At 65.4% G+C, this 20,060-nt stretch carries 17 protein-coding genes; 4 read left to right on the top strand and 13 right to left on the bottom strand.

From position 1 onward, the window contains the following. Nucleotides 1-9: 9 nt before the first annotated feature. On the bottom strand, nucleotides 10-738 hold the full coding sequence (locus KL788_RS11580) for a cupin domain-containing protein (RefSeq protein ID WP_293171713.1): 729 nt from the start codon (nucleotides 736-738) through the stop codon (nucleotides 10-12). A 264-nt stretch (nucleotides 739-1,002) separates the two neighbouring features. Here KL788_RS11580 and KL788_RS11575 point away from each other — a divergent pair, with 264 nt between their 5' ends. Beyond that, nucleotides 1,003-1,896, top strand: a complete 894-nt coding sequence (locus tag KL788_RS11575; protein WP_293171710.1) for an NAD(P)-dependent oxidoreductase — start codon at nucleotides 1,003-1,005, stop codon at nucleotides 1,894-1,896. 92 nt (nucleotides 1,897-1,988) lie between these two features. Then, nucleotides 1,989-2,966: an IS481 family transposase gene (locus tag KL788_RS11570; protein ID WP_293173324.1), complete on the top strand. Its 978-nt coding sequence runs from the start codon at nucleotides 1,989-1,991 to the stop codon at nucleotides 2,964-2,966. Between the two features lie 10 nt (nucleotides 2,967-2,976). Here KL788_RS11570 and KL788_RS11565 read toward each other — a convergent pair whose 3' ends face one another. From KL788_RS11565 to KL788_RS11550, 4 genes are all read right to left on the bottom strand, one after another. Continuing rightward, the gene (locus KL788_RS11565; RefSeq protein WP_293171707.1) at nucleotides 2,977-4,008 is read right to left on the bottom strand and encodes a ketopantoate reductase family protein; all 1,032 of its coding nucleotides are present in this window, start codon (nucleotides 4,006-4,008) and stop codon (nucleotides 2,977-2,979) included. Then, nucleotides 4,005-6,533: an ATP-binding cassette domain-containing protein gene (locus KL788_RS11560; protein ID WP_293171704.1), complete on the bottom strand. Its 2,529-nt coding sequence runs from the start codon at nucleotides 6,531-6,533 to the stop codon at nucleotides 4,005-4,007. Before KL788_RS11560 ends, KL788_RS11565 begins: the two co-directional genes overlap by 4 nt. A 108-nt stretch (nucleotides 6,534-6,641) precedes the next feature. Then, the gene (locus KL788_RS11555; RefSeq protein WP_293171701.1) at nucleotides 6,642-7,739 is read right to left on the bottom strand and encodes a substrate-binding domain-containing protein; all 1,098 of its coding nucleotides are present in this window, start codon (nucleotides 7,737-7,739) and stop codon (nucleotides 6,642-6,644) included. A gap of 74 nt (nucleotides 7,740-7,813) precedes the next feature. Further along, on the bottom strand, nucleotides 7,814-8,833 hold the full coding sequence (locus KL788_RS11550; RefSeq protein WP_293171698.1) for an ABC transporter permease: 1,020 nt from the start codon (nucleotides 8,831-8,833) through the stop codon (nucleotides 7,814-7,816). Nucleotides 8,834-9,335: 502 nt separating this feature from the next. Between KL788_RS11550 and KL788_RS11545 the strand changes: the two genes are divergently transcribed. Next, on the top strand, nucleotides 9,336-10,415 hold the full coding sequence (locus tag KL788_RS11545; RefSeq protein ID WP_293171696.1) for an SDR family oxidoreductase: 1,080 nt from the start codon (nucleotides 9,336-9,338) through the stop codon (nucleotides 10,413-10,415). A 108-nt stretch (nucleotides 10,416-10,523) separates the two neighbouring features. Here the strand turns inward: KL788_RS11545 and KL788_RS11540 are convergent, their stop codons facing one another. From KL788_RS11540 to KL788_RS11520, 5 genes are read right to left on the bottom strand one after another with little or no spacing between them, the layout of a single operon-like run. Further along, nucleotides 10,524-11,498 carry a zinc-dependent alcohol dehydrogenase gene (locus tag KL788_RS11540; protein ID WP_293171693.1) on the bottom strand — a complete coding sequence of 325 codons (975 nt, stop codon included), beginning with the start codon at nucleotides 11,496-11,498 and terminating at the stop codon, nucleotides 10,524-10,526. A gap of 31 nt (nucleotides 11,499-11,529) precedes the next feature. Beyond that, nucleotides 11,530-12,588 carry a 2,3-butanediol dehydrogenase gene (locus KL788_RS11535; protein WP_293171690.1) on the bottom strand — a complete coding sequence of 353 codons (1,059 nt, stop codon included), beginning with the start codon at nucleotides 12,586-12,588 and terminating at the stop codon, nucleotides 11,530-11,532. Nucleotides 12,589-12,633: 45 nt separating this feature from the next. Beyond that, the gene (locus KL788_RS11530; protein ID WP_293171687.1) at nucleotides 12,634-13,716 is read right to left on the bottom strand and encodes a zinc-dependent alcohol dehydrogenase; all 1,083 of its coding nucleotides are present in this window, start codon (nucleotides 13,714-13,716) and stop codon (nucleotides 12,634-12,636) included. A gap of 9 nt (nucleotides 13,717-13,725) precedes the next feature. Beyond that, nucleotides 13,726-15,108, bottom strand: coding sequence for a M24 family metallopeptidase (locus tag KL788_RS11525; protein ID WP_293171684.1), 1,383 nt, complete (start codon nucleotides 15,106-15,108; stop codon nucleotides 13,726-13,728). Between the two features lie 41 nt (nucleotides 15,109-15,149). Beyond that, on the bottom strand, nucleotides 15,150-15,929 hold the full coding sequence (locus KL788_RS11520) for an SDR family NAD(P)-dependent oxidoreductase (protein WP_293171681.1): 780 nt from the start codon (nucleotides 15,927-15,929) through the stop codon (nucleotides 15,150-15,152). A gap of 337 nt (nucleotides 15,930-16,266) precedes the next feature. Between KL788_RS11520 and KL788_RS11515 the strand changes: the two genes are divergently transcribed. Beyond that, entirely contained in the window at nucleotides 16,267-16,716 is a 450-nt protein-coding gene (locus KL788_RS11515; protein ID WP_293171678.1) for a VOC family protein, read from the top strand. Between the two features lie 54 nt (nucleotides 16,717-16,770). Here KL788_RS11515 and KL788_RS11510 read toward each other — a convergent pair whose 3' ends face one another. The 3 genes from KL788_RS11510 to KL788_RS11500 form a co-directional block, all read right to left on the bottom strand. Then, the gene (locus tag KL788_RS11510) at nucleotides 16,771-18,219 is read right to left on the bottom strand and encodes an amidohydrolase family protein (RefSeq protein ID WP_293171675.1); all 1,449 of its coding nucleotides are present in this window, start codon (nucleotides 18,217-18,219) and stop codon (nucleotides 16,771-16,773) included. Nucleotides 18,220-18,324: 105 nt separating this feature from the next. Beyond that, a complete protein-coding gene (locus KL788_RS11505) occupies nucleotides 18,325-19,032 on the bottom strand; it encodes an SDR family NAD(P)-dependent oxidoreductase (protein WP_293171672.1) in 708 nt (235 codons plus the stop codon). Between the two features lie 42 nt (nucleotides 19,033-19,074). Then, nucleotides 19,075-19,965, bottom strand: a complete 891-nt coding sequence (locus tag KL788_RS11500; RefSeq protein ID WP_293171669.1) for a cupin domain-containing protein — start codon at nucleotides 19,963-19,965, stop codon at nucleotides 19,075-19,077. Between the last annotated feature and the right edge of the window lie 95 nt (nucleotides 19,966-20,060).

The following is a 20,060-nucleotide window of genomic DNA, read 5'->3' as shown; positions in this document are numbered from 1 at the left end:
GCCACGAGGTCAGTCGCGAGGTTCGACCTTGAGCGACTTCATGGCCTGCAGCACGTCGACGGCCGAGGCGATCGGGCGAACCTCGCCGGTGTCGTCGTGGCCGAGATCAGAAAGAGTCTGGTAGGCCATCTCACGACGGCCGATCACGAACCAGATGCCGCGCGCGGGCACATCACCCTCGTTGATGTAGAGGTGCGGGCGCTGCGCATCGAAGCAGAACGAGTCACCCGGCGTGAGCTCGTAGGTCTCAAAGTCGATGCGCAGCGTGAGCCTGCCTTCGAGCAGCACGCCGTACTCGAGCGCGGCGTGGCGCATCATCTTTCCCTCGACCGACGATGAGCCGGCGGGGGCGTAGGTGACGATGAGCGGGTCAGCCACAGCCGAATCGCCGACGGCGAGGCGCTCCCACGTGACGCCGTTCTCCATCTCGATGATCGGGTTGTCTTCTCGGCGCTGCACGACCGAGTCGCTCTGACGCCCGTCGCTCGACGTCGGCGCACTGGAGGTCGAGAGCCCGAGAGGCGATGTGTTGACGCCGTTGTGGCCCATGAGGGCGTCGAGCGAGATGCCGAGATAGTTGACAAGCGCGTACAACGTGCTCACCGAGGGCTGCGTCTTGCCGGTCTCGACCTGCGAGAGCAGGCTTGCCGAGACGCCCACTGCCGTGGCCACCGCACGCAGACTGAGCTTGCGCGACTCGCGCACGCGGCGCAGTTCTGCTCCGACGTCGAACTGCATCGCTGCCCCTCTCGCGCCGCACGATGTCGGCCTGAGTGTTCATCAGATCGTTAGTGCTGGTGAACGTTCACCCTCCGTTCAGCATAGTCCAGTGGCGGCCATTTCGGACCTGGTTGGCGACTCGTCGGCTGCTCGCCGAGGAGCGCTCTGAGATGCGTGTGAAGCAGAGCTGTACACTGGTGTTCCGCCCTGTCACCGGCCGAACTGGAGGATCATCGTGGATCACGCACCGCACAGCGACCCCGACGAGTTCGGCTCGCCGAGATGACCGCCCAGGGCCCTTCTGTCGGATTCCTCGGCCTCGGCGCGATGGGCACGGGAATGGTCTCGCGACTGCTCGACGAAGGCTTCTCGGTCACGATCTGGAATCGAAGCGCTCCCGCTGTCGACGCGCTGCGTGTGCGCGACGGCGTCGTGGTCGCCGACTCCCCCGCCGCGGCTTTCGCGACGTGCGCCATCGTGCACTCGATGCTCGCCGACGACTCCGCACTGCTCGCAGTCTTCGACGATGAGCTACTCGCGGCCGTGCCGAGCGGGCGCGTGCACGTCAACCACGCCACGATCAGCCCTGCCGCCGCTGGCGAACTCGCCGAGCGGCACGCCCGCCACGGCGTGGGCTACGTGCAAGCGCCCGTACTGGGCCGATCGACGATCGCCGCGACCGGTGGTCTTCTCGTCGTCGCCTCCGGTGACCCCCGCGCGATCGATGCGTCTGCAGCATCGCTGGAGGCGCTAGGTCAGAAGACGTGGAACCTCGGTGCCGACGTCGCCATGGCGAGCGTCGTCAAGATTGCCGTCAACTACAGCCTCATCAGCGCCCTGCAATCGATCGCCGAGTCGGTGGCGCTCGTCGAGGCGACGGGTATCGACTCGAGCGAGTTCGTCGAGATTCTTACGCACACGGCGTTCAGCGGTGCTGCTCACAAGGGCTACGCCCCGCTGATCGCACAGAAGCGCTACGAACCTGTCGGCTTCGCGATGTCGCTGGGGCTGAAAGATCTCGGTCTCGCCGAAACCGCCGCGGCCGAGCGAGGCGTCTCACTGCCGCTCGCCCCCGTGTTGCACGAACTCTTCGAGGTGGCGCTCGGCGATGCCGAGTTGAGCGCCCTCGACTGGTCGGCCGTGGCCGAGGTCACCCGGCGGCGCAGCGGGCTCTAGGTGTACCCGGTCAGCAGGTTGGTGACACGGAGTTGAGGAGAAGGCCTTCATTCTGAGTGGTGTCTAACGCCATCGAAGAGGAAGGCCTTCTCTTGGTCCACCGTAATGCGAGGCTGGCGCCAGCCGGCCGAATGATCCTGGTTCAACGGGTGCTGCAGGGCCGCCCGATCTCGCACGTCGCGAAAGAACTCGGTGTTTCGCGCCAGTGCGCGCACCGATGGGTGGGACGCTTCCGCAGCCACGGCCCTGCTGGTTTAATCGATCGCTCATCGAGGCCACGGCGATCACCGACGGCGACGCCGTCCACGGTCGTCAGGGAGCTGATTGCGGTCCGTCAGGCCGAACGCATCGGCCGTGACGAGTTGGCGTTGCGCTTCACGGTCAGCGCCTCGACGGCGTCTCGGATCATCGCTCGAGCAGGGCTGCCGCGCCTGCATGAGCTGGACCCGGTCACCGGGATTCGTATTCGCGCCTCCCGGACCACGCAGCTGCGTTACGAGCACGAGATGCCCGGCGATCTGATCCACGTCGACGTGAAGAAGCTCGGTCGCATTCCTGACGGCGGCGGGTGGAGAATCGACGGCCCTGCCGTCATCGATCACAATCGCGGCCGCGTGAAGTCAGCCAAGCTCGGGTTTGACTACGTTCACGTCGCCGTCGATGACCACTCCCGGCTCGCGTTTGCGCAGATTCTGCCGGATGAGAAAGGCGCCACGTGCGCGGCGTTCCTCACCGCCGCGGCAGCGTTCTTCGCCCAGCACGGCGTGGCGATTCGAGCGGTGATGACGGACAACGCCAAGAACTACGTCATCTCCCACGCGTTCCAAGACACGTTGAGACTGCTGGGCGCACGGCACGTGACGACGCGGCCGCACTGCCCGTGGCAGAACGGCAAGGCTGAACGGTTCAACCGAACCCTGCAGGAGAACTGGGCTTATCGGCATCCGTTCTTGACCAACCAAGCTCGTCACGATGCTCTCTCGCCGTGGCTTGAGCATTACAACTACGCTCGAGGCCACACCGCTTGCGGAGGCCTGCCGCCGATCAGCCGCGTGTCACCAACGTCATGACCGGGTACATCTAGGCCAGCAACAGCGCGATGTTGTCCGGGCTCGCCGTGAGCTCTCCGGCCTCGATGCGCGTCGCCACCTCGACGACCCGCTCATTGAACGGCGCACGCCCGCCCAGCTGAGCCTGGGTGCGCACGACCAGGCCGTTGATCTCGTGCACTTCGCTACGACGGCCCTTCATCCAGTCTTGCAGCACGGTCGTGCGCGTAGAGGGAAGCGTGTATTCGGTCAGCACGCGATCAAGCAGCATCACGGCATAGTCGTCAGGTTTGGCAATGTCGTCGTCGGTCATCCCGAAGATCGGCATCAGGCGACGACCCGACGCAAGAGCCGTGCGTACGGCCTCGTGACCGGTCTCGATCATGAACTCGCGCATTCCTGGCATGCGAACCGCGTCGCCCAGGGGCAGATCGAGAATCGCTGACGGCACGAGCTCGGCTGCATTGGCCACGAGCTTCATCCACTTCGACGATCGAATGTCATCAGACACCTCGACGGTGCCCGATGCCCGCAGAATCTGCGCGACCGGCTCTACCCGGGCCAGCGTGTCATCGCTCAGGCTGCCCACGGCGAACCACGACTTGCCTGGGGGGCTCTGTCGTTCGACCACGCCCGGCTCAAACATGTTCGACGAGACTTCGATGACCGCGCCGAGCGTTCGGTGTGAGCCGAGAATCTCGACCATGTCGTCACTCTGCATGCCGTTCTGCAGGCCGACGGCCAACCCGTCAGCGGCAAGAACTGGCTTGATGAGCTCGCACGCCCAACGGGTGTCGTAGGCCTTGACGAGCACAAACACGAGGTCGAACGGCTGGCGCATCTCGGCCACCTCACACAAGTGGTGCACACGAACCGGCGTGGTCTGCGTCTCTTCGGGCATCTCGACGCGCACTCCGTTCGCGCGCATCGCCTCGACGTGTGCGGGCCATTGCTCGATGAACGTGACGTCATGGCCAGCTCGGGTCAGATCTGCGCCGATGCCCGCGCCGTTCGCTCCGGTGCCGAGGACAGCGATGCGCGCACTGCCCGCCTCGAGGCTCACGAGCGACGGCTGCGACGACGGCGACGAGAGCGCGCGAGCGAGTAGAGAATCGCGGCCGCGAGAATCAAAACGCCCTGCAAGATGTATTGCCACATCTGATCGAGTCGCAAGAACACCGTGGCGTTGAGCACCTGAATCAGCAGCATCGAACCGAGAAGCGTGCCGACGAATGTTCCCCGGCCACCCAGCAGGCTCGTGCCGCCGAGTACGACGGCGGTGATGCTCGACAGGGTGTACGCGACACCCTGAGCAGGGTCTCCGACACCGATCTGGGTCATGAGCATGATGGCGCCCAAGAAGGTCAGTGCCGACGTCGCGACATACCCGAGAACTACGGTGCGGTTGATCTCGACGCCGACTCGACGCGCCGACTCTTCGTCAGAGCCCGCGGCCCGCAACTGCCAGCCCCAGGGAGTCTTGCGCAGGGCGTACTCGAGGCCAACGACGACCAGGACGAGCACGATGAAGGCAACCGGCACCGGACCGAGCTTGGTCGTGATGAAGCTCGAAACGTCACGATTGATGAAGCCCTCGGCCGTCGGCCGAAGAATGAAGCTCATGCCCTGGAGAGCGATGTAGACCGTCAGAGTCGCCGCGATCGCCGTGAATTTGGCGTACCGAATCAGCGAGCCGTTCAGCAGGCCCACGATGATCGACGCCCCGAGCATCGCTGCGAATCCCAGGATGATCGACGTCACGGGCGCCTCGTCAAGGATGAAGAACGAACCTATGACGACAAGAAAACCGACGAGTGGGCCGACGGAGAGGTCGATTCCCCCTGTCAGCAGCGCGATGGTCTGCCCCATGGCGATGAATCCCAGCGCCGTGACCAAGAGCAGCATCGACGAGATGTTGAAGTCTCCGAGGTACCGATCGTTCTGAGCGAAAATGTAGGCACCGAGGCCGATCATGACGGCGATAAGCAGCACCGTCGGTGCGTAGTCGCCCTGCAAGAATCGGCGCACCTTCGCGGCCCGCACGGCGGTGCGCTCGTCGCTCTCCGCCTCGGCAATGTCGTCGACGCTCACCGTCTGCGTCGTCGAGCTCACTGCCGCGTGAATCATGCGCTCTTCTGTGAGGTCATCGCCGCGCAGGGTGTCTACGACGTGGCCGCGCGACATCACGATGACCGTGTCGCACAGACCCTCGAGTTCTTTTGCGTCGGAGGAGGCGATCACCACGGGAATGCCCGATGCCGACACGTCACGAAGAATTTGGTAGATCTCAGCTCGGGCACCGACGTCGACACCTTGCGTCGGCTCATCGGCGAGCACGAGCACGGGCTCAGAAAGAAGCGCTCGAGCGACCATAACCTTCTGCTGATTGCCGCCCGAGAGCGAGGAGACGGTCGAGTCGAGCGATGCGGCCTTGACCGAGAGCGAGCCGAGAGTCTCTCCGACCATGCCGGCCTCGCGCTTGCGATTCATGAGCAGGCGCCCGCGGAATCGCCGCAGTGCCGACACAGCAGCGTTCTCGCGAACCGAGAGACGCATCATGAGGCCTTCAGTGATGCGATCGGCTGGAAGGTAGGCCGCCTTGCTCAGCAGCTCGCGGGCCGACATGGTGGTGTCGTTGATGCTGACCGTGCCTTCGAGCGGCAAAAGGCCCGCGAGGGCACGCAGAAGCTCGCTCTGGCCGTTGCCGACGACGCCGGCGACGCCGACGATCTCTCCGCGACGAGCGGAGACCGAGATGTCGTTGAATCCCGCACCCGTGATGGCGTCGATGACGAAGTTGGGCTGTTCGTCGTCGCCAGTGTGCTTCGGGGGGAAGGTCGAGTCGAGCTGGCGTCCGACGATCAGCGAGAGCAACTCGTGGTCGGTGACATCGTCAACCACGGCAGTCGCGCGCAGCTTGCCGTCGCGGAGTACGGTCACCCGGTCTGCGAGCTCGCGCACCTCGGCGAGGCGGTGGGTGATGTAGACCACCGATGTGCCCTGAGCGACGAAGTCGCGCACCAAGGCGAAAAGCAGGTCGACCGACTCTTGCCCGAGCGGCGCGGTGGGCTCATCGAGCACGAGCAGCGCGGGCTTGACGGCAAGTGCCTTGGCGATCTCGAGCAGATGCTTCTGAGCGACAGAGAGGTTCTCAACGCGTTCGCTCAAGTGCACCCGCAGGCCGGCCGTAGAGAGCAGCTCGCGTGCGATGTCGTCGACGCGGCCTCCCGTGAACACCGTTTTCGGAAGAGCGACGAGCAGGTTCTCGAGCACGGTCATGTCGGGCATGACGGCCGGGTGCTGGTGCACGAAGGCGATTCCGCGTCGCGCGGCCTCTCGCGGGTCGAGGTCGTCGAGCGATTCGCCCCGGAAGACCATGGTGCCGGAATCGGGCTTGATCGTGCCGGTCGCGACGTTCATGAGTGTCGACTTGCCGGCGCCGTTCTCGCCGAGCAGTGCGTGCACTTCGCCCGGAAGCACCTCCAACGAGACGTCGGTGAGCGCTGCGACACCGCCGAAGTGCTTGGAGATGCCGGTCATGGTGAGCGTGGCGACGGTCGTCGGCGCTTCGGTGGCCTGGTTGTTCACAGCTGGACCCTCAATCGGTGCGTGCGAGCGGGTGTGGAGCGGCCCGATCCCCCGGCCCACAGAATCGAGTTCTGCAAGCCGGGGGTCGGAATCGCTGATGATGCGTAGTTACTGCAGGAGTGCTGCCTGGTCATCTGCCGGCATCTGCGCCGACAGGTAGATGTCACCGGGCAGGTCGTCGCGGCACGTCACCGGGTTGGGCGATCCACTGACGGAGTCTTCGAACACCGGAGCGGCGAACGAGGTCTCGCTGGGGATGACGCCGCCCGTGGCGCGAGCCACGGCGTGCTGCACGGCGAGTCGAACGTTGTCGTTGCCGGTCGCGACCGTGAAGAGATCGAAGTCGGGGTTCGACGCGTTCTTCTCCTCCCAGAAGCAGCTCAGCACGTTGCCGTCAGAGGTGACGAGGGCGGGAATCGAGCGGCCGCTGTTCTCGAACTCGGGCAGTGCGCCCACAAGCGACGGCCCGAAGTCCGACACGATGACGTCGATCTGGTCGAAGCGCGCGATTGCCGCGGTCAGAACCTGCTGCGTGAGTGCCGGGTCCCAGTTGGTGACCTCGTAGGGCTGCTCCCCGATGAACACGTACTTCGGGTCAGTGAGCACCGACTCGAAGCCCGTGCGCTCGTCGATGCCCTGGCTGTTGCCGGCCGGGCCCGAGAGGAACAGGATGTTGGCACCATCCGGGAAGTTCTCCTGGATCCAGTTGCCCCACGCGACGCCATCGGCGACGAAGTCGGCGCCGACCCAGATGTCGTAGTCTTCGCCGTCAACGCCGTTCGGGTTGACGCGATACGGAACCGTGACAACGCCCGCTTCGTACGCGCTGCGCAGTGCGGGGAGCATCGCCTCGCCAGCGTCGGGGAACACAACAATGGCGTCGGCACCCGAGGCGACCATGCCCTGGATGTCGGAGATCGACTTCTGCGTGTCGCCCTGACCGTCGGCGTACAGGTACTCGACAACGCTCGGGCACTTGGCGACCTCGTCGGCACCGGCAGCCGTCGTCACGAGACGCCAGCTGTTGCCACCGAAACCGTCGAGCAGACCGACGACGGCCTCCTCAGGTCCGCACCAGTCGGGTGCGCCGGCGACGGGCTCGCCGGGGGTGGTGGGCTCTTCGCCCGCATCGGTGGCGCAGCCCGTCAGGACAAGCGCCGTCAGTCCTGCAGCAGCGATTGCCGCGGAGATTTTGCGGTGAATCATTCTTTCCTCCATTGTTCGGCGCGACGGCCTTGTCGCACGTCTCTTGGTGCGCTCCGTTCCGGTGGAACGGGGCTTCAGGGTGTTGCAGGAGCAGCAGCGACCGATGGTGGGGCGAATCGTTGCCGTAGTGCCGTCCAGTTGACCGTGTAGATCGCGACGCCGATCGCGAGAGCGGCGGCCTGGACGAGTGTGCGCACCGCGAACGGCACGCCCAGAGCCAGCACGAACTGGTCGAGCTGACTGAGGAATAGGGCGGCCACCACCGTGGCCGCCGGAAAGCCCCGACCGCCGAGCAGCGAGGTTCCCCCGAGCACGACGACCGCGACCGAGGTCAACAGATAGCTGTTGCCTTGGAAGGCGGTGGGTTGGTTGGTGATGCCCGCGAGCAGGATTCCTGCGCTCGCGAAGAGCAGCTGCGCCCACACGTACGCAGCGCCCTGGTGGGTGCGATAACGCAGGCCCGTCGCCCGCGCCGCAGCTGGGCTGGCGCCGACTGCTTTGAATCGTCGGCCGACGACCGTCTTCTTCACCATGATCGTCACGAGTGCGAGAAAGGCGAGGGCGAAAAGCACCGCGTGCGGAATGCCGAGAGTACGACCGCCCGCGATCTCGCTGAGCAGATTGGTCGTCGTGCGCGGAATGCCACCCGAAATGCCAAGCACTGCTCCGAAAAGCAGAGCATTGGTTCCGAGAGTGGCGATGATGGGGTTCAGGCCGAGGCGGCCGACCATGAAGCCGTTGAGAAGCCCCGCTCCGATCGCCCAGGCGAAGGCGACGAGTACCGCTGGCAGCAGCATGGCGTCGTTCTCGTTCGGCATGTGCGTGACGATCACGACGGCGAGAGACACCGAACCGGGAACCGACAGATCGATGCCGCCCTGCTGCACCACGAGCATCTGGCCGAGACCGACGATCGCCAAGACCGCGGCGAAGGGGAGCATGCCAAGAACCGCGCCTTGCGAGACAGAACTCGGAGCAAGCACCGCGCTGAGCACGATAAGGGCGATCGTCGAGATGAGCACCGTGAGGAGGCCCTTGGAGATTCCGAACCGTGAGCCGGTGAGCAGTCTCGGCGTTGCGGTGGCCTCGGCCATGCTTTCCCCTTTGAAAGAGTTCGATGCTCCCGACCGTTCACACTGGACGGGATGTTGAGTGACACTTTATGGAAAAGTACTGGTGTTCACAAGCGGCGTTCATAACGATTCGTGGAACTCGCTCCGAAAACGCTCGTGAACGGGTGCCTCCGGCTCGACCACGCACGCCTTGCCGACGCTGCCGCGCGCCCCTGAACTGCGCTCTATTGCGACCCGCGGGCGACGCCCGCGCAGCGACCCGTCAATCACGCCCTCGGCGCCTTGTCGTCCCATTTCGTATGGCATCCGGCGCGGTGTGGGCTCGCTGCAGGGCGAATTCGATCGAGCCTGCCGAGCCGCACAGCGAACGATCCCGGCCTGCGCAGGCGCACTCCCGCTGATCATCGTGCGGGCTATCGACGGCGCCCGCTCCGGGTCGACCTCGACTGCGCATCGACGCGACGACTCCCGTGCGCTAGCGTTTATCTAAACTGAACATCGTCGTTCGAAAGGCGGCTCTTTGATGAACACTGCACACACCCGGCGCGCGCTTGTCGTCGGTGCCACCGGCATCGCTGGCCAGACGGTCAGCCGTCAACTCGTCGAGGCGGGGTGGGAGGTTCACGGCCTCGCGCGGCGCGGCAACTCGATGGTGGAGGGCGTCACCCCGATTCAGGCAGACCTTCTCGATGCTGACGCCACCGCGGTGGCACTCGCCGGTCTCGCGCCCGAGATCGTGATCGTCACCGCCTGGATACGCAAAGACACCGAGGCCGAGAACATCGCGGTCAACAGTGCGACACTGCGCAATCTCTTCGCCGCGCTCGAGCCCGACGGCGGTGTGCGGCACGTGGCGTTGCTCACCGGTCTCAAGCACTACCTCGGCCCCTTCGAGGACTACGCGACCGGCGTCAAGGCCGAGACCCCGTTCCACGAATCAGAGCCGCGACTGCCCAGCCCCAACTTCTATTACGCGCAAGAAGACGAACTGTTCGCGGCCGCCGAGCGCATGGGCTTCACCTGGAGCGTGCACCGTTCGCACACCGTCTTCGGCTTCGCTGTCGACAACGCCATGAATATGGTGCTGACCCTCTCTGTCTACGCGACCATCTGCAAAGAGCTCGGCCAGACATTCGTCTACCCCGGCTCGGTCGAGCAGTGGAACTTCGTGACTGACGTGACCGACGCAGAACTGCTCGGCGAGCAGCTCGTGTGGGCATCCACTCACGAAGCGGGCGAGAACGAGGCGTTCAATATCGCCAACGGCGACGTCTTCCGTTGGCGCTGGCTGTGGCCTCAGATCGCTGCGCACTTCGGTGTCGAGTGGGAAGGTCCGACAGACACACCGCGCACCCTCGTCGACTCGATGAGCGAGGTGGCTCCGGAGATCTGGAAGCGCATCGCCGAGAGAGAGGGTCTCGTCGAGAGCGACGTCACCAAGCTCGCGTCGTGGTGGCACAGTGACAGCGACCTCGGCCGCGAGGTCGAGTGCATCACCGACATGACGAAGAGTCGCGAGGCCGGGTTCTTGAACTTCCGGTCGACCGTGACGAGCTTCGTCGACACGGTGGCCCGGTATCGCGAGGCGAAGCTGCTGCCCTGACGCGGCCGACCCGACACGGGTCAGAACGACGAAGGGGGCGGATGCGCACAGCATCCGCCCCCTTCGTCGTGTAGTGCGTGGCCGGTCAGGACGACCGAGACACCGCACCTACAGCGACGCGTCGAACTCGATGTGGGCCTTGATCGTCTCGGCAGGGTTGCGGGCAGCCGCCACCGCATCGGTCGCGGTGTCGACATCGAAACGCTGGGTGACGAGCGAGGTGAGGTCGATGCCAGCCTGGGCCATGAACCGCAGCGTGTCGGGCCAAACACCCGGTGAACCGATCGAGCCCGTGATCGTGAGTTCTTTCGACTGAATCAGCCCGAGCTTCGCAGGCGCTTCGCGACCCACATCGATGCCGATGTAGCCGACGCGTCCTTTGAACGCCGCGATCTCGAGTGCCTGCGCCATGACGTCGGGGCGACCCGTCGCCTCGATCACGACACTCGCCCCGCGCCCGCCGCTCTCGCGAGCGAGCACAGCCGCGAGGTCGTCGGGCGAGACCGCGAAGTCTGCCCCCAGTGACAGCGCCTTCTCTCGTCGGTGCTCGCTCGGCTCGACGACGATCGTCTTGGCGCCGAGCTTGGCCGACGCGGCCGTGACGCAGAGGCCGATCGGGCCGGCACCGAGCACGACCAGCGTGTCGCTCGCGTTCACGTTTCCGACCCGCATGAGCGCGTAGTACGCCACGCTGAAGGGTTCGACGAGCGCGGCGTTCGTCCACGAGACGCCTTCGGGCAGCTTGTGCAGCCACGACTCTTTCGCGACGAAAAACTCAGCGGCCGCGCCGCTGATCGAGAAGCCGAAGTGATCATCGCCGATCACGCACTCGCCCACCACGCCGTCGCCCTTGGCAAGGCCGGTCACCTTCGATCCGACAGCCATGACCTCGCCCGACCACTCGTGACCCGGAATGATGGGGTACTGGAACGGGATGATGTAGCGGCCCTCGAGCAACTCAATGTCGCTGTGGCACACGCCGACCGAGCGTGCTGCCACGAGCACCTCATCGTCGCCGATCTCGGGAATGGGCAGCTCGTCGACCTGAGGGGTGTCGACCGAGACGTATTGCAGTGCCTTCATGACTGTCGTGCTCCTTGCTTGGGTAGAGGGATCAGTAGGCGCGAACGAGAACCTTGACCTGGTCGCCGGTCGGCGACAGCAGGGTCTCGAAGCCCTTCTCGACGATGTCGGCCATGTCGATCGTCGCGCTGACGACCTTCTCGACGTCCATGCGACCGCGACCGATGAGGTCGATGATGCGCGGCCAGTCGGTCACGGGGTAGCACCACGTGCCACGCAGGGTGATGTCGCGCTCTGACAGAACCATGGGGTCGATCGCGGCGGGCTTCGTGTGCAGGCCCGTCTGTGAGATGTTGCCCGATGCCCGCACCGCGGCGAGCGCGGTCTGCAGCGCGATCTCGTTGCCCGAGCACTCGATCACCGCGTCGACGCCAATGCCGCCCGTGTGGTCACGCAGTTCGGCCGCCACATCGGTCGAGCGCGGGTCGAGCAGTACTCCGACATCGAGCGACCGCGCGAGCTCTTGCCGCTTCGGGTTGACCTCAGACATGTAGACCGTCGCCCCGAGCGCCGCGGCGTACATCGACGCGAGAGCGCCGATCGGCCCGAGACCGGTGACGAGCACGGTGTCGCCCGGGCGCACCTGCGCCTTGTCGACGCCGTAGGCGGCGACCGCGGTGGGCTCGACGAGCGCTCCCTGCATGTCTGACATCGAGTCAGGAAGCTTGGCGACCTTCGACTCGTGCACGATCGCCTGCTCGGCGATGCCTCCCCACTGGTCGCTGAGTCCGACGCAGGCCATCGACGTACACAGGTGGTTGAGTCCGCGCTGGCAGAAGTAGCAGGCTCCGCAGAACAGCAGCGGCATGACCGACACCCGATCACCGGCACGCACGCTGCGCACCTCGCCGCCCACCTCGAGCACCTCAGCAGAGAACTCGTGCCCGAGAATCTGCGGCGCGGTCGATCCGTTGAGCGTGTGGGGCTGGGTCGGAATCACGATGGGGCCGACTGCATACTCGTGCAGGTCGGTGCCGCAGATGCCGCACCAAAACGGCTTGAGCCGCACGTCGCGGGGCCCGAGGGCTCCTGGCTCGGCGACCTCTTCGACCCGGATGTCTTTGGCGTCGTGGAAGACAGCTGCTCTCATGGCTCGTGGCCACCTCTCTGATTGATCGGGATGCGGATGCTGGTGTCAGGCGGTGCGGGTCGGGTCGAACAGCACCTTGCCGCGAATCTCACCGGCGGCGAGCCGAGCGAGCTGGGCAGGAACATCGTCGAGACCGAAGACTGCTTCGACGAGCTCATCGCCGAGGTCGGTGCCCGCGAGAATGTCGAGCGACGGAGCCAGATCGTCTCCGCAGACGTGCGCGACGGTCGTGGCAATCGTCACCTCGCTCAGCACGAGCTTGTGCACGTCGAGCTCTTGCGGCTTCGACGGCAAGCCCACTTCGAGAATGGTGCCGCCCTGCCGCACGAGTCGCAGACACAGGTCGAGCTGCCCGGGTGCTCCCGTGGCCTCGATGACGACGTCGGCGCCGTTCGGCCCGACGACGGTGCGCAGCGCATGGTGCAGGTTCTCATCGACCGGAACGACCCGAGTCGCTCCGAGTCGCAGCGCCCGGTCAAGGCGCTCTCCGGCGAAGTCCACCACGGTGATGTCGGCGTCGGCGAGCGAGATGAGGCCAGCGAGAATGAACGTGCCGATCGCCCCGGCTCCGAACAGCACGACCCGGTCGCCATCAGCGACGTGCGACCGCCGAGCGGCATGCAGGCCGACCGCGAGCGGCTGGGCGACGCCCGCGGCGTCGAGCGAGCATCCGTCGGGAATGCGCACGAGGGTCGACGTCGCGACCGCAACGTACTCGGCCAGGCCTCCATCGATGTTGAGCCCGTGGGTCACGTAGCGCTCGCACAGGTTCGTGCGACCCTGCTGGCATCGCTGGCACGCACCGCACGCGACACCGGCGCCCGAGGCGACATGGTCGCCCACCGATAGCCCGTCAATAGGGCCGCCCGGAAGCTCGACAATCTCACCCACGAACTCGTGGCCGATGATGAGCGGGCCCTGATGGCCGCTCTTGGGGTGCGGCGCGTCGATCGGAAACATGATCGGGCCCGACTTGAACTCGGTCGCGTCGGTGCCGCAGATGCCGCTTCGCAGCACCTTGACGAGCGCTTGCCCCGACGCCGCAACGGGGGTCGGCACGGTGTCGATGCGCACGTCGCCACGACCGTGGAAGACAGCGGCGCGCATGGTGGTCGATGGAGCAGTCATGTTTGGTACCTAGAGCCCGCCACGACCGTCGGTCGTGTTGAGGTGCGACTGCGAGTCGCGCAGCGTACTGAGCTCGCCGCCGACCGCGTAGTAGCGCTTGCCCGCGACGAGCAGCTCTTCGGCCGGAAACTTCGTGATGACCTCGCACCCGGTGGCCGTGACGACGACCTCTTCTTCGATTCGTGCAGCACCCCAGCCGTCAGCTGCGGGCCAATAGGTCTCGAGGGCGAACACCATGCCCTCTTCGATGAGCTCGGGGTGGTCGAACGAGGTGAGGCGCGAGAAGATCGGCTTCTCCCAGATGGACAGGCCGACGCCGTGGCCGTACTGCAACGCGAACGCGGCCTCTTCGTCGGCGAATCCGAATTCTTGGGCTTTCGGCCACACCGCGACGATGTCTGCCGTGGTGGCGCCCGGCCTAACCAGTGCGATCGCGCGATCCATGTACTCGCGTGCTCGGGTGTAAGCATCCTTCTGCGCGCGGCTCGCCGACCCCACCGCGAAGGTGCGGTAGTAGCAGGTGCGGTAGCCGTTGTAGCTGTGCAGAATGTCGAAGAACGCCGGGTCGCCGGGGCGAATCAGACGGTCGCTGAACACGTGCGGGTGCGGCGAGCAGCGCTCACCTGAGATCGCGTTGACACCTTCGACGTACTCTGAACCGAGGTCATAGAGCGTCTTGGCGACGAGGCCCACCGCCTCGTTCTCGCGCACGCCGGGGCGCAAGAATTCGTAGAGGTTCTCGTAGGCCGCGTCGACCATCGAGGCGGCCTGCGTGAGCAGCCGAATCTCGTCGTGGGTTTTGATGCGGCGCGCCTCGAGGAAGATCTGCTGGCCGTCGACGACCTGAATGCCTTCTTTTTGCAGCGCGAACAGAATAGGTAGCTCGATCACGTCGACGCCGAGCGGCTGGTCGGCGACGCCGAACTTCTCGAGTTCGCGCTTGACCTTGCGGGCCACCTCTTCAGCGATGCCGGCATCGGGCGGAAACGCGCCGCGCAGCGTCGAGATGCCGGCACGCGCGCCGCTCTCGAGACGCGGTCGCTTCGCACCTTCGTGGGGCGAGTGCGGGTCGGCGTCCATCTCTGAGGTGGTGACGTCGAGCCACGGGTTGTAGAGCTTGTGGTGCTTCGCTGCCGAGCCGAAGTCCCACGAGATGGGGTCGGTGTTGCGGGTCAGCAAGCTGAACCGGATGAGCTTGTCCATCGCCCACGTGCCGATGTGGGTAGCGGTCATGTAACGGATGTTCGAAAAGTCGAAGGCGAGCAGCGCACCGACGTCAGAACGGTCGAGTTCAGCCTTGAGCTTCGCGAGGCGGTCATCCCGCAACCGATCGAAATCGACGCGTGCCTCCCAGTCGACGCCGTTCATGCCGGTGGTTCCGGTGCTCTTCATGATGGATGCTCTCTCTGTGGTTTCTCGGATGACCGCGTCGCTCAGACGAGGATCATGCCGCCCTCGATGGGAATGATCTGGCCGGTGATGTAGTCGCTGTCGGGCCCCGCCAAGAAGATGCCGGTGGGAACGATGTCGCTCGGGTCGGCCGGGCGGCCGAGCAGAATCGAGCTCGACATCGAGTCGAAGCCGTTCTGGCCCTCGCCGATCTCGTCGAGCTCTTTGTCGAGCTTTGTCCAAAGCGGGGTCGCGACGACGCCCGGGGCGAATCCGTTGACCGTGATGCCGTTCTCGGCGAGCGCCCGCGCCCCCGATTGCGTCAACGAGATGACGGCCGCCTTCGCAGCGCTATAGGGCGCGAAACTCGAGAAGCCCGTTCGACCGGCGATGGACGCGGTGTTCACAACCTTGCCCGGCGTGCCCTGGGCGATGAACTGCTTCGCCGCCTCTTGCGTGCCGACGAGAACGCCCAGCACATTGACTTTCATGATCAGGTCAAAGTTCGACTCGGTGACGTCGAGATACTTCATGGGTGAATTCATGCCCGCGTTGTTGAAGTAGGCGTCGAGGCGACCATAGCGGTCGACAGCTGCGGCGATCCCGGCCTGAACCGAGTCGCGATCGGTGACGTCGACGCGCACTGCCATCGCGCTTCCGCCCGCGTCGGTGATGCGCTGCGCGTGGGCCTGCGCCGCCTCGACATTCAGGTCGGCAATGACGGAGTGGGCTCCTTCTGAGGCGAAGCCTTCGCAGAGTGCGGCACCTATACCCGATGCGCCGCCGGTCACGACGATCGTGCGACCGTGCAATCGTCCTGCCATGAGGAAGCTCCTTTGCGTCCATGCGAATCGTCGCCGCGCCGTTCGCTGTCAGAGGCGCGGTGCGTAGTGCTGTTCACTATAGGTGAACTTACTGCCCCTCGTGTCGCAAATCAAGTGAACGAGGTCAGCCTGAAGTCGGGCGGTCTGTGGCCATGCTTGTTCGCCTGCCAGAGGCCCGGATTCCCCGAATTGCTTGACATAAGCGCTCGCAGACCGGCGCTCGGGCCTTGCGATGACGGCTCCTCGTGGTGTTGAGTCTGGGTACAAAACGTTCAGCCTGATCGTGGCGAGTCGTCCACCAGGCCTGTACGTCTCTCGTACACGAAGGAGTGGACAGATGGCATTCACCGTCAACGGCGTGCACCACGTCGGCATTACTGTTCGAGACATTCAACGGTCGTTTGAGTGGTACACCCGCATGTTCGGCGTCGAGCCGGGGCCCCTCAATCACGGCTCGGGTCCCGATCTCGAACGAGGCGTGCAGGTGCCAGGCGCCGAACTATCGTTCTCGATGATTCGCATCGGAAACGTCAACGTCGAGTTTCTGCAGTACCACCAGCCCGAAGGCAAGGATTGGGATCGCACCAACGGAGACGTCGGTTCAGCACACATTTGCCTCGAGGTCGACGATATGCATACCGCGTTCGCCGACCTGACCGAGCGCGGGGCGGTCTTCAACGGTCCGCCCGTCACGCTGACCGATGGCGATCTCGCCGGATCACAGTGGGCCTACTTGCGCGACCCCGACGGCATCCAGCTCGAGATCTGGCAGCACCCGAAGAAATAGTGCAGCGACGTGCGGCGGCGCACCGCGATGGTCCACGTCGCCGCACTCCGGCCTCTAGATCTCCTTCTCGTCTGCCTCATCGAGGTAGGTGTACGGGTTTGCGATGGGCTCATCCTCCGGAAGGGCCGGGTTCATCCACTCGGCCCAGGCCTCTTCGCCGAGTTCGCTGCGCACGTGCTCGACCGACGCGGCCACGCGGTCAGCGACCGGCTTGAGCGGCAGCCCGATGCGCTCGCCGTTGTACTTGACGATCTTGCCGTCGACGACGACGGTGTGCACGTCGGCCGTACCTGCCTGGTACACCACGTGAGCGTAGGGGTTGAGGATCGGTGTCATCGCGGGCGACTCGTCGTTCTTGAGCAGCACGAGGTCGGCCTTCTTGCCCACCGTGATAGAACCCAACTTGTCGGCCATGCCGAGTGTGTGAGCACCGCCCATGGTCGCCTGCCACACAGCGTCTTCGGCCTTCATGCGGTTGACGTTGACCGTCTCGCCTTTGCTCTGCGCCTCGAGGTGGTCTCGCGAGCGGAACGAGCTGAGCGTCGCGCGCATGGCTGAGAAGAAGTCGGCGCTCCACCACACGCTTGTGTCCATCGACAGCGACGCGGTGATGCCGTACTTCTTGGCGACCCAGGCCGAGGGGTAGCCCTGGCCGGCGCTCTGCTCGCTCTCGGTCGAGATCGAGATGGTTCCGCCGGTCGCCGCGATCTTGTGGTAGCTGTCGGGGCCGAGCGAGCTCGCGTGCACGTAGGTGACCGTGTTGTCCATGAAGCCGTGGTCATACATGTACTCGATGTTCGGGTCGCCGTTGACACCCCAGACGCCCGCGTGAGTGGTGACGCGCAGACCGAGGTCGCGAGCCGCCTCGAAGGCGCCCTTCTCGTGGAAGTCGGGGCCCGAGTTGACGTCGAAGGCCACTTGCAGGCCCATCATGTCGTCGGTCTTGAAGTTCTTGACCCACGACTGGAAGCCGGGCTCCTTCATCCACTCCCACGGAGCACCGAGGTAGTTGCCGTAGGCGAGCACGAATCGACCGGGGATGCTGCGCAGAGCCTCGACGGCGGCGTCGGCGTACTCGGGCGTGCGCAGGGCGTGCGACCAGTCGACGGTCGTCGTGACGCCCTCGTCGATCGACTCGAGCGCGCTGAGCTGGTTGCCGGCCGCGATGTCCTCCGCGCGGAAGACGTGGCCCCACGTGAGGTAGTAGAAGACGAAGTACTGGCTGAGCGCCCAGTCTCCGCCGTAGCCGCGCAGTGCGGTCTGCCACATGTGCCGGTGCGTGTCGATCATGCCCGGCATGAGAATGCCGCCCTTCGCATCGATCTCGAGCGTGCCTGCGGGCACCTCAAGCGAATGACCGACGGCGGCGATGGTGTCATCCGTGATCAAGACGTCGGCGTTCTCGAGAACGCCCGCTGCATCGACGGTGATCACCGTCGCGTTGCGGAAGACGACGGGCCGTCCGGGTGTGAAGTCCGCGGCGCGGGGAGCGGCGTCGGTCATGAGTTCCTCCTCGTTGAGCAATTCAGTAAAGGTGCACGCATCTGTACAGCCCTGGTGAAATAATAAGTCGATGCGCGTGGATATATCTAGTGGAGACAGACGAATCTAGGTGAGCCGCCAGCCGCGGTCGACGTACAGGCTCGTGCCCGAAACTCCGCGGTTGTCGAGCAGGAACATCGTGGCGCCCACGATGTCGGCCATGGTCGCGAGCTTGCCGCCCGGCGTGCGCGACTCGTAGCCCTGCAGCACCGCCGCCGGCTTGTCGGCCCAGAACGGGCTGTCGCCGATGATGCCGGGGTGCAGGCCGTTGACGCGCATGGGGGCGAGCTCGAGCGCCATCGAGTGCACGAGGCCTTCGACGCCGCCGTTGATGGTCGCCACGGTCGTCGAGCCGGGGTACGGAGCGTCTTTCGCGCGACCGCCGAACAGCACGATGCCCGTGTCGACTGTCGGATCGAGCCGGTCGAGCAGCGCGTGCACCGTCTCGGTGTAGCCGACGAGCTTGAGGGTCACGAGACGCCGGGCACGGGCGATGTCGTACTCGCGCACGGTGTTCGCGTCCCGTTCGATTGCCGCGAGCACCAGGCCGTGAACGTGCTCGACGCTCGCGAGGCTCTCGGCGATCGACTCGGGCTCGGAGATATCGAGCGCGAGGCCCGTGGCGTTCTCGCCGATCGAGCGCGCGATGGCATCGGCGCGCGCCTGATCACGCCCGGTCAGTACGACGCGGTCGCCGCGGGCGACAACCTCCTTCGCGATCTCGAGGCCGATGCCGGATGTTCCGCCGATGACGACGATGGTGCGCTGAGTCACTGCTCCTCCTTGAGCGTTCTGGCCGGGTGCCAGGTGAGTCGGTTATGCAGAGCCGAGCTTGTCGGCGAGATAGGTCCAGTCGCGCGCAAATCGGTAGGCGTGGCGGGCGGGCATCTGGGGCGACTGCGTCTCGAGCCAGCGCACGGGCTCGCCGACTGCGCGAAACGAGTGCACGCAGCCGACGCCAGCCCAGGCGATGTCGCCCGGCTTCATGCGCACCTCGTAGCCGTCGAAGGTCGCGTCGACCTCGCCATCCATGATCAAGTAGGCCTCTTCGAGCGGGTGGTCGTGCGGGCCTGCGACGCCGGTGGGCTCGTACTGCACCATGAACATCGTGTGCAGCACCGAGCCGAGGTCGCTGTCGACCATCATCTTGAGCGAGATGCCGCTGTAGACGAGCAGGGCCGTGCGCATGCTGGCCGACTGCGCGAGCAATTCTTGCGACTGCTTGCCGGGGTTCATCTGCTCGGTCGTGATGGCCCCGAACGAACGGGTGCGCGGGTCGCGCGGGTCGACCCTCACGGGCTCGCCCGGCGCGAGGTCGGCGACCCGGTAGGTGTCGCTGCCGTGCTCGACGCGCGGCGGAGGCGAGTAGATGTCGCTCCACACTGCGGGTGCGTCGCCGATCGAGTGCCACGAGTGCGGAACCCCGAGCGGGATCACGCCGTAGTCGCCCGCGACGAGGTGCACGGTCGCCTCGGGCGTCACGAGCAGCACCTCGCCCTCAACGAGGTGGAACGACTCTTCGAACGAGTGCACGTGCGTCGGCACGGCGCCGCCGGGCTCGAGACGCGACATGCCGAAGTCGGTGTGCACGGCGCCGTCGGCATAGCCGACCGCGCACCAGCGCGAGTAGCCGTGCGAGTCGGGGGCGAGCGCCCCGGGGTCGCGGTAGTCGGCCTCACCGGCCGTGCGGACGACATAGCGGGTCATCGTCGACTCCTTCTTGGTACTGCGCACTCCGTGGTGACTATGTGGGTATCCCACGGCGCTGCCGCGCGTTCAGCCTTAGTGAACACAGTCAATGC

Source organism: Microcella sp., from assembly GCF_019739195.1.
In the GTDB taxonomy this organism is placed as follows: Bacteria; Actinomycetota; Actinomycetes; order Actinomycetales; family Microbacteriaceae; genus Microcella.
Note: the sequence above shows the minus strand (reverse complement) of the source record. Positions and strands in the feature narration are given on the sequence as shown.

Coding starts and splice junctions, on each gene's coding strand:
- KL788_RS11540 (WP_293171693.1), bottom strand. CDS start 11,498: ATGAAGGCACTGCAATACGTCTCGGTCGACACCCCTCAGGTCGACGAG.
- KL788_RS11510 (WP_293171675.1), bottom strand. CDS start 18,219: ATGACCGACGCCGCTCCCCGCGCCGCGGACTTCACACCCGGACGGCCC.
- KL788_RS11515 (WP_293171678.1), top strand. CDS start 16,267: ATGGCATTCACCGTCAACGGCGTGCACCACGTCGGCATTACTGTTCGA.
- KL788_RS11580 (WP_293171713.1), bottom strand. CDS start 738: ATGCAGTTCGACGTCGGAGCAGAACTGCGCCGCGTGCGCGAGTCGCGC.
- KL788_RS11535 (WP_293171690.1), bottom strand. CDS start 12,588: ATGAGAGCAGCTGTCTTCCACGACGCCAAAGACATCCGGGTCGAAGAG.
- KL788_RS11545 (WP_293171696.1), top strand. CDS start 9,336: ATGAACACTGCACACACCCGGCGCGCGCTTGTCGTCGGTGCCACCGGC.
- KL788_RS11550 (WP_293171698.1), bottom strand. CDS start 8,833: ATGGCCGAGGCCACCGCAACGCCGAGACTGCTCACCGGCTCACGGTTC.
- KL788_RS11555 (WP_293171701.1), bottom strand. CDS start 7,739: ATGATTCACCGCAAAATCTCCGCGGCAATCGCTGCTGCAGGACTGACG.
- KL788_RS11500 (WP_293171669.1), bottom strand. CDS start 19,965: ATGACCCGCTATGTCGTCCGCACGGCCGGTGAGGCCGACTACCGCGAC.
- KL788_RS11525 (WP_293171684.1), bottom strand. CDS start 15,108: ATGAAGAGCACCGGAACCACCGGCATGAACGGCGTCGACTGGGAGGCA.
- KL788_RS11520 (WP_293171681.1), bottom strand. CDS start 15,929: ATGGCAGGACGATTGCACGGTCGCACGATCGTCGTGACCGGCGGCGCA.
- KL788_RS11530 (WP_293171687.1), bottom strand. CDS start 13,716: ATGACTGCTCCATCGACCACCATGCGCGCCGCTGTCTTCCACGGTCGT.
- KL788_RS11575 (WP_293171710.1), top strand. CDS start 1,003: ATGACCGCCCAGGGCCCTTCTGTCGGATTCCTCGGCCTCGGCGCGATG.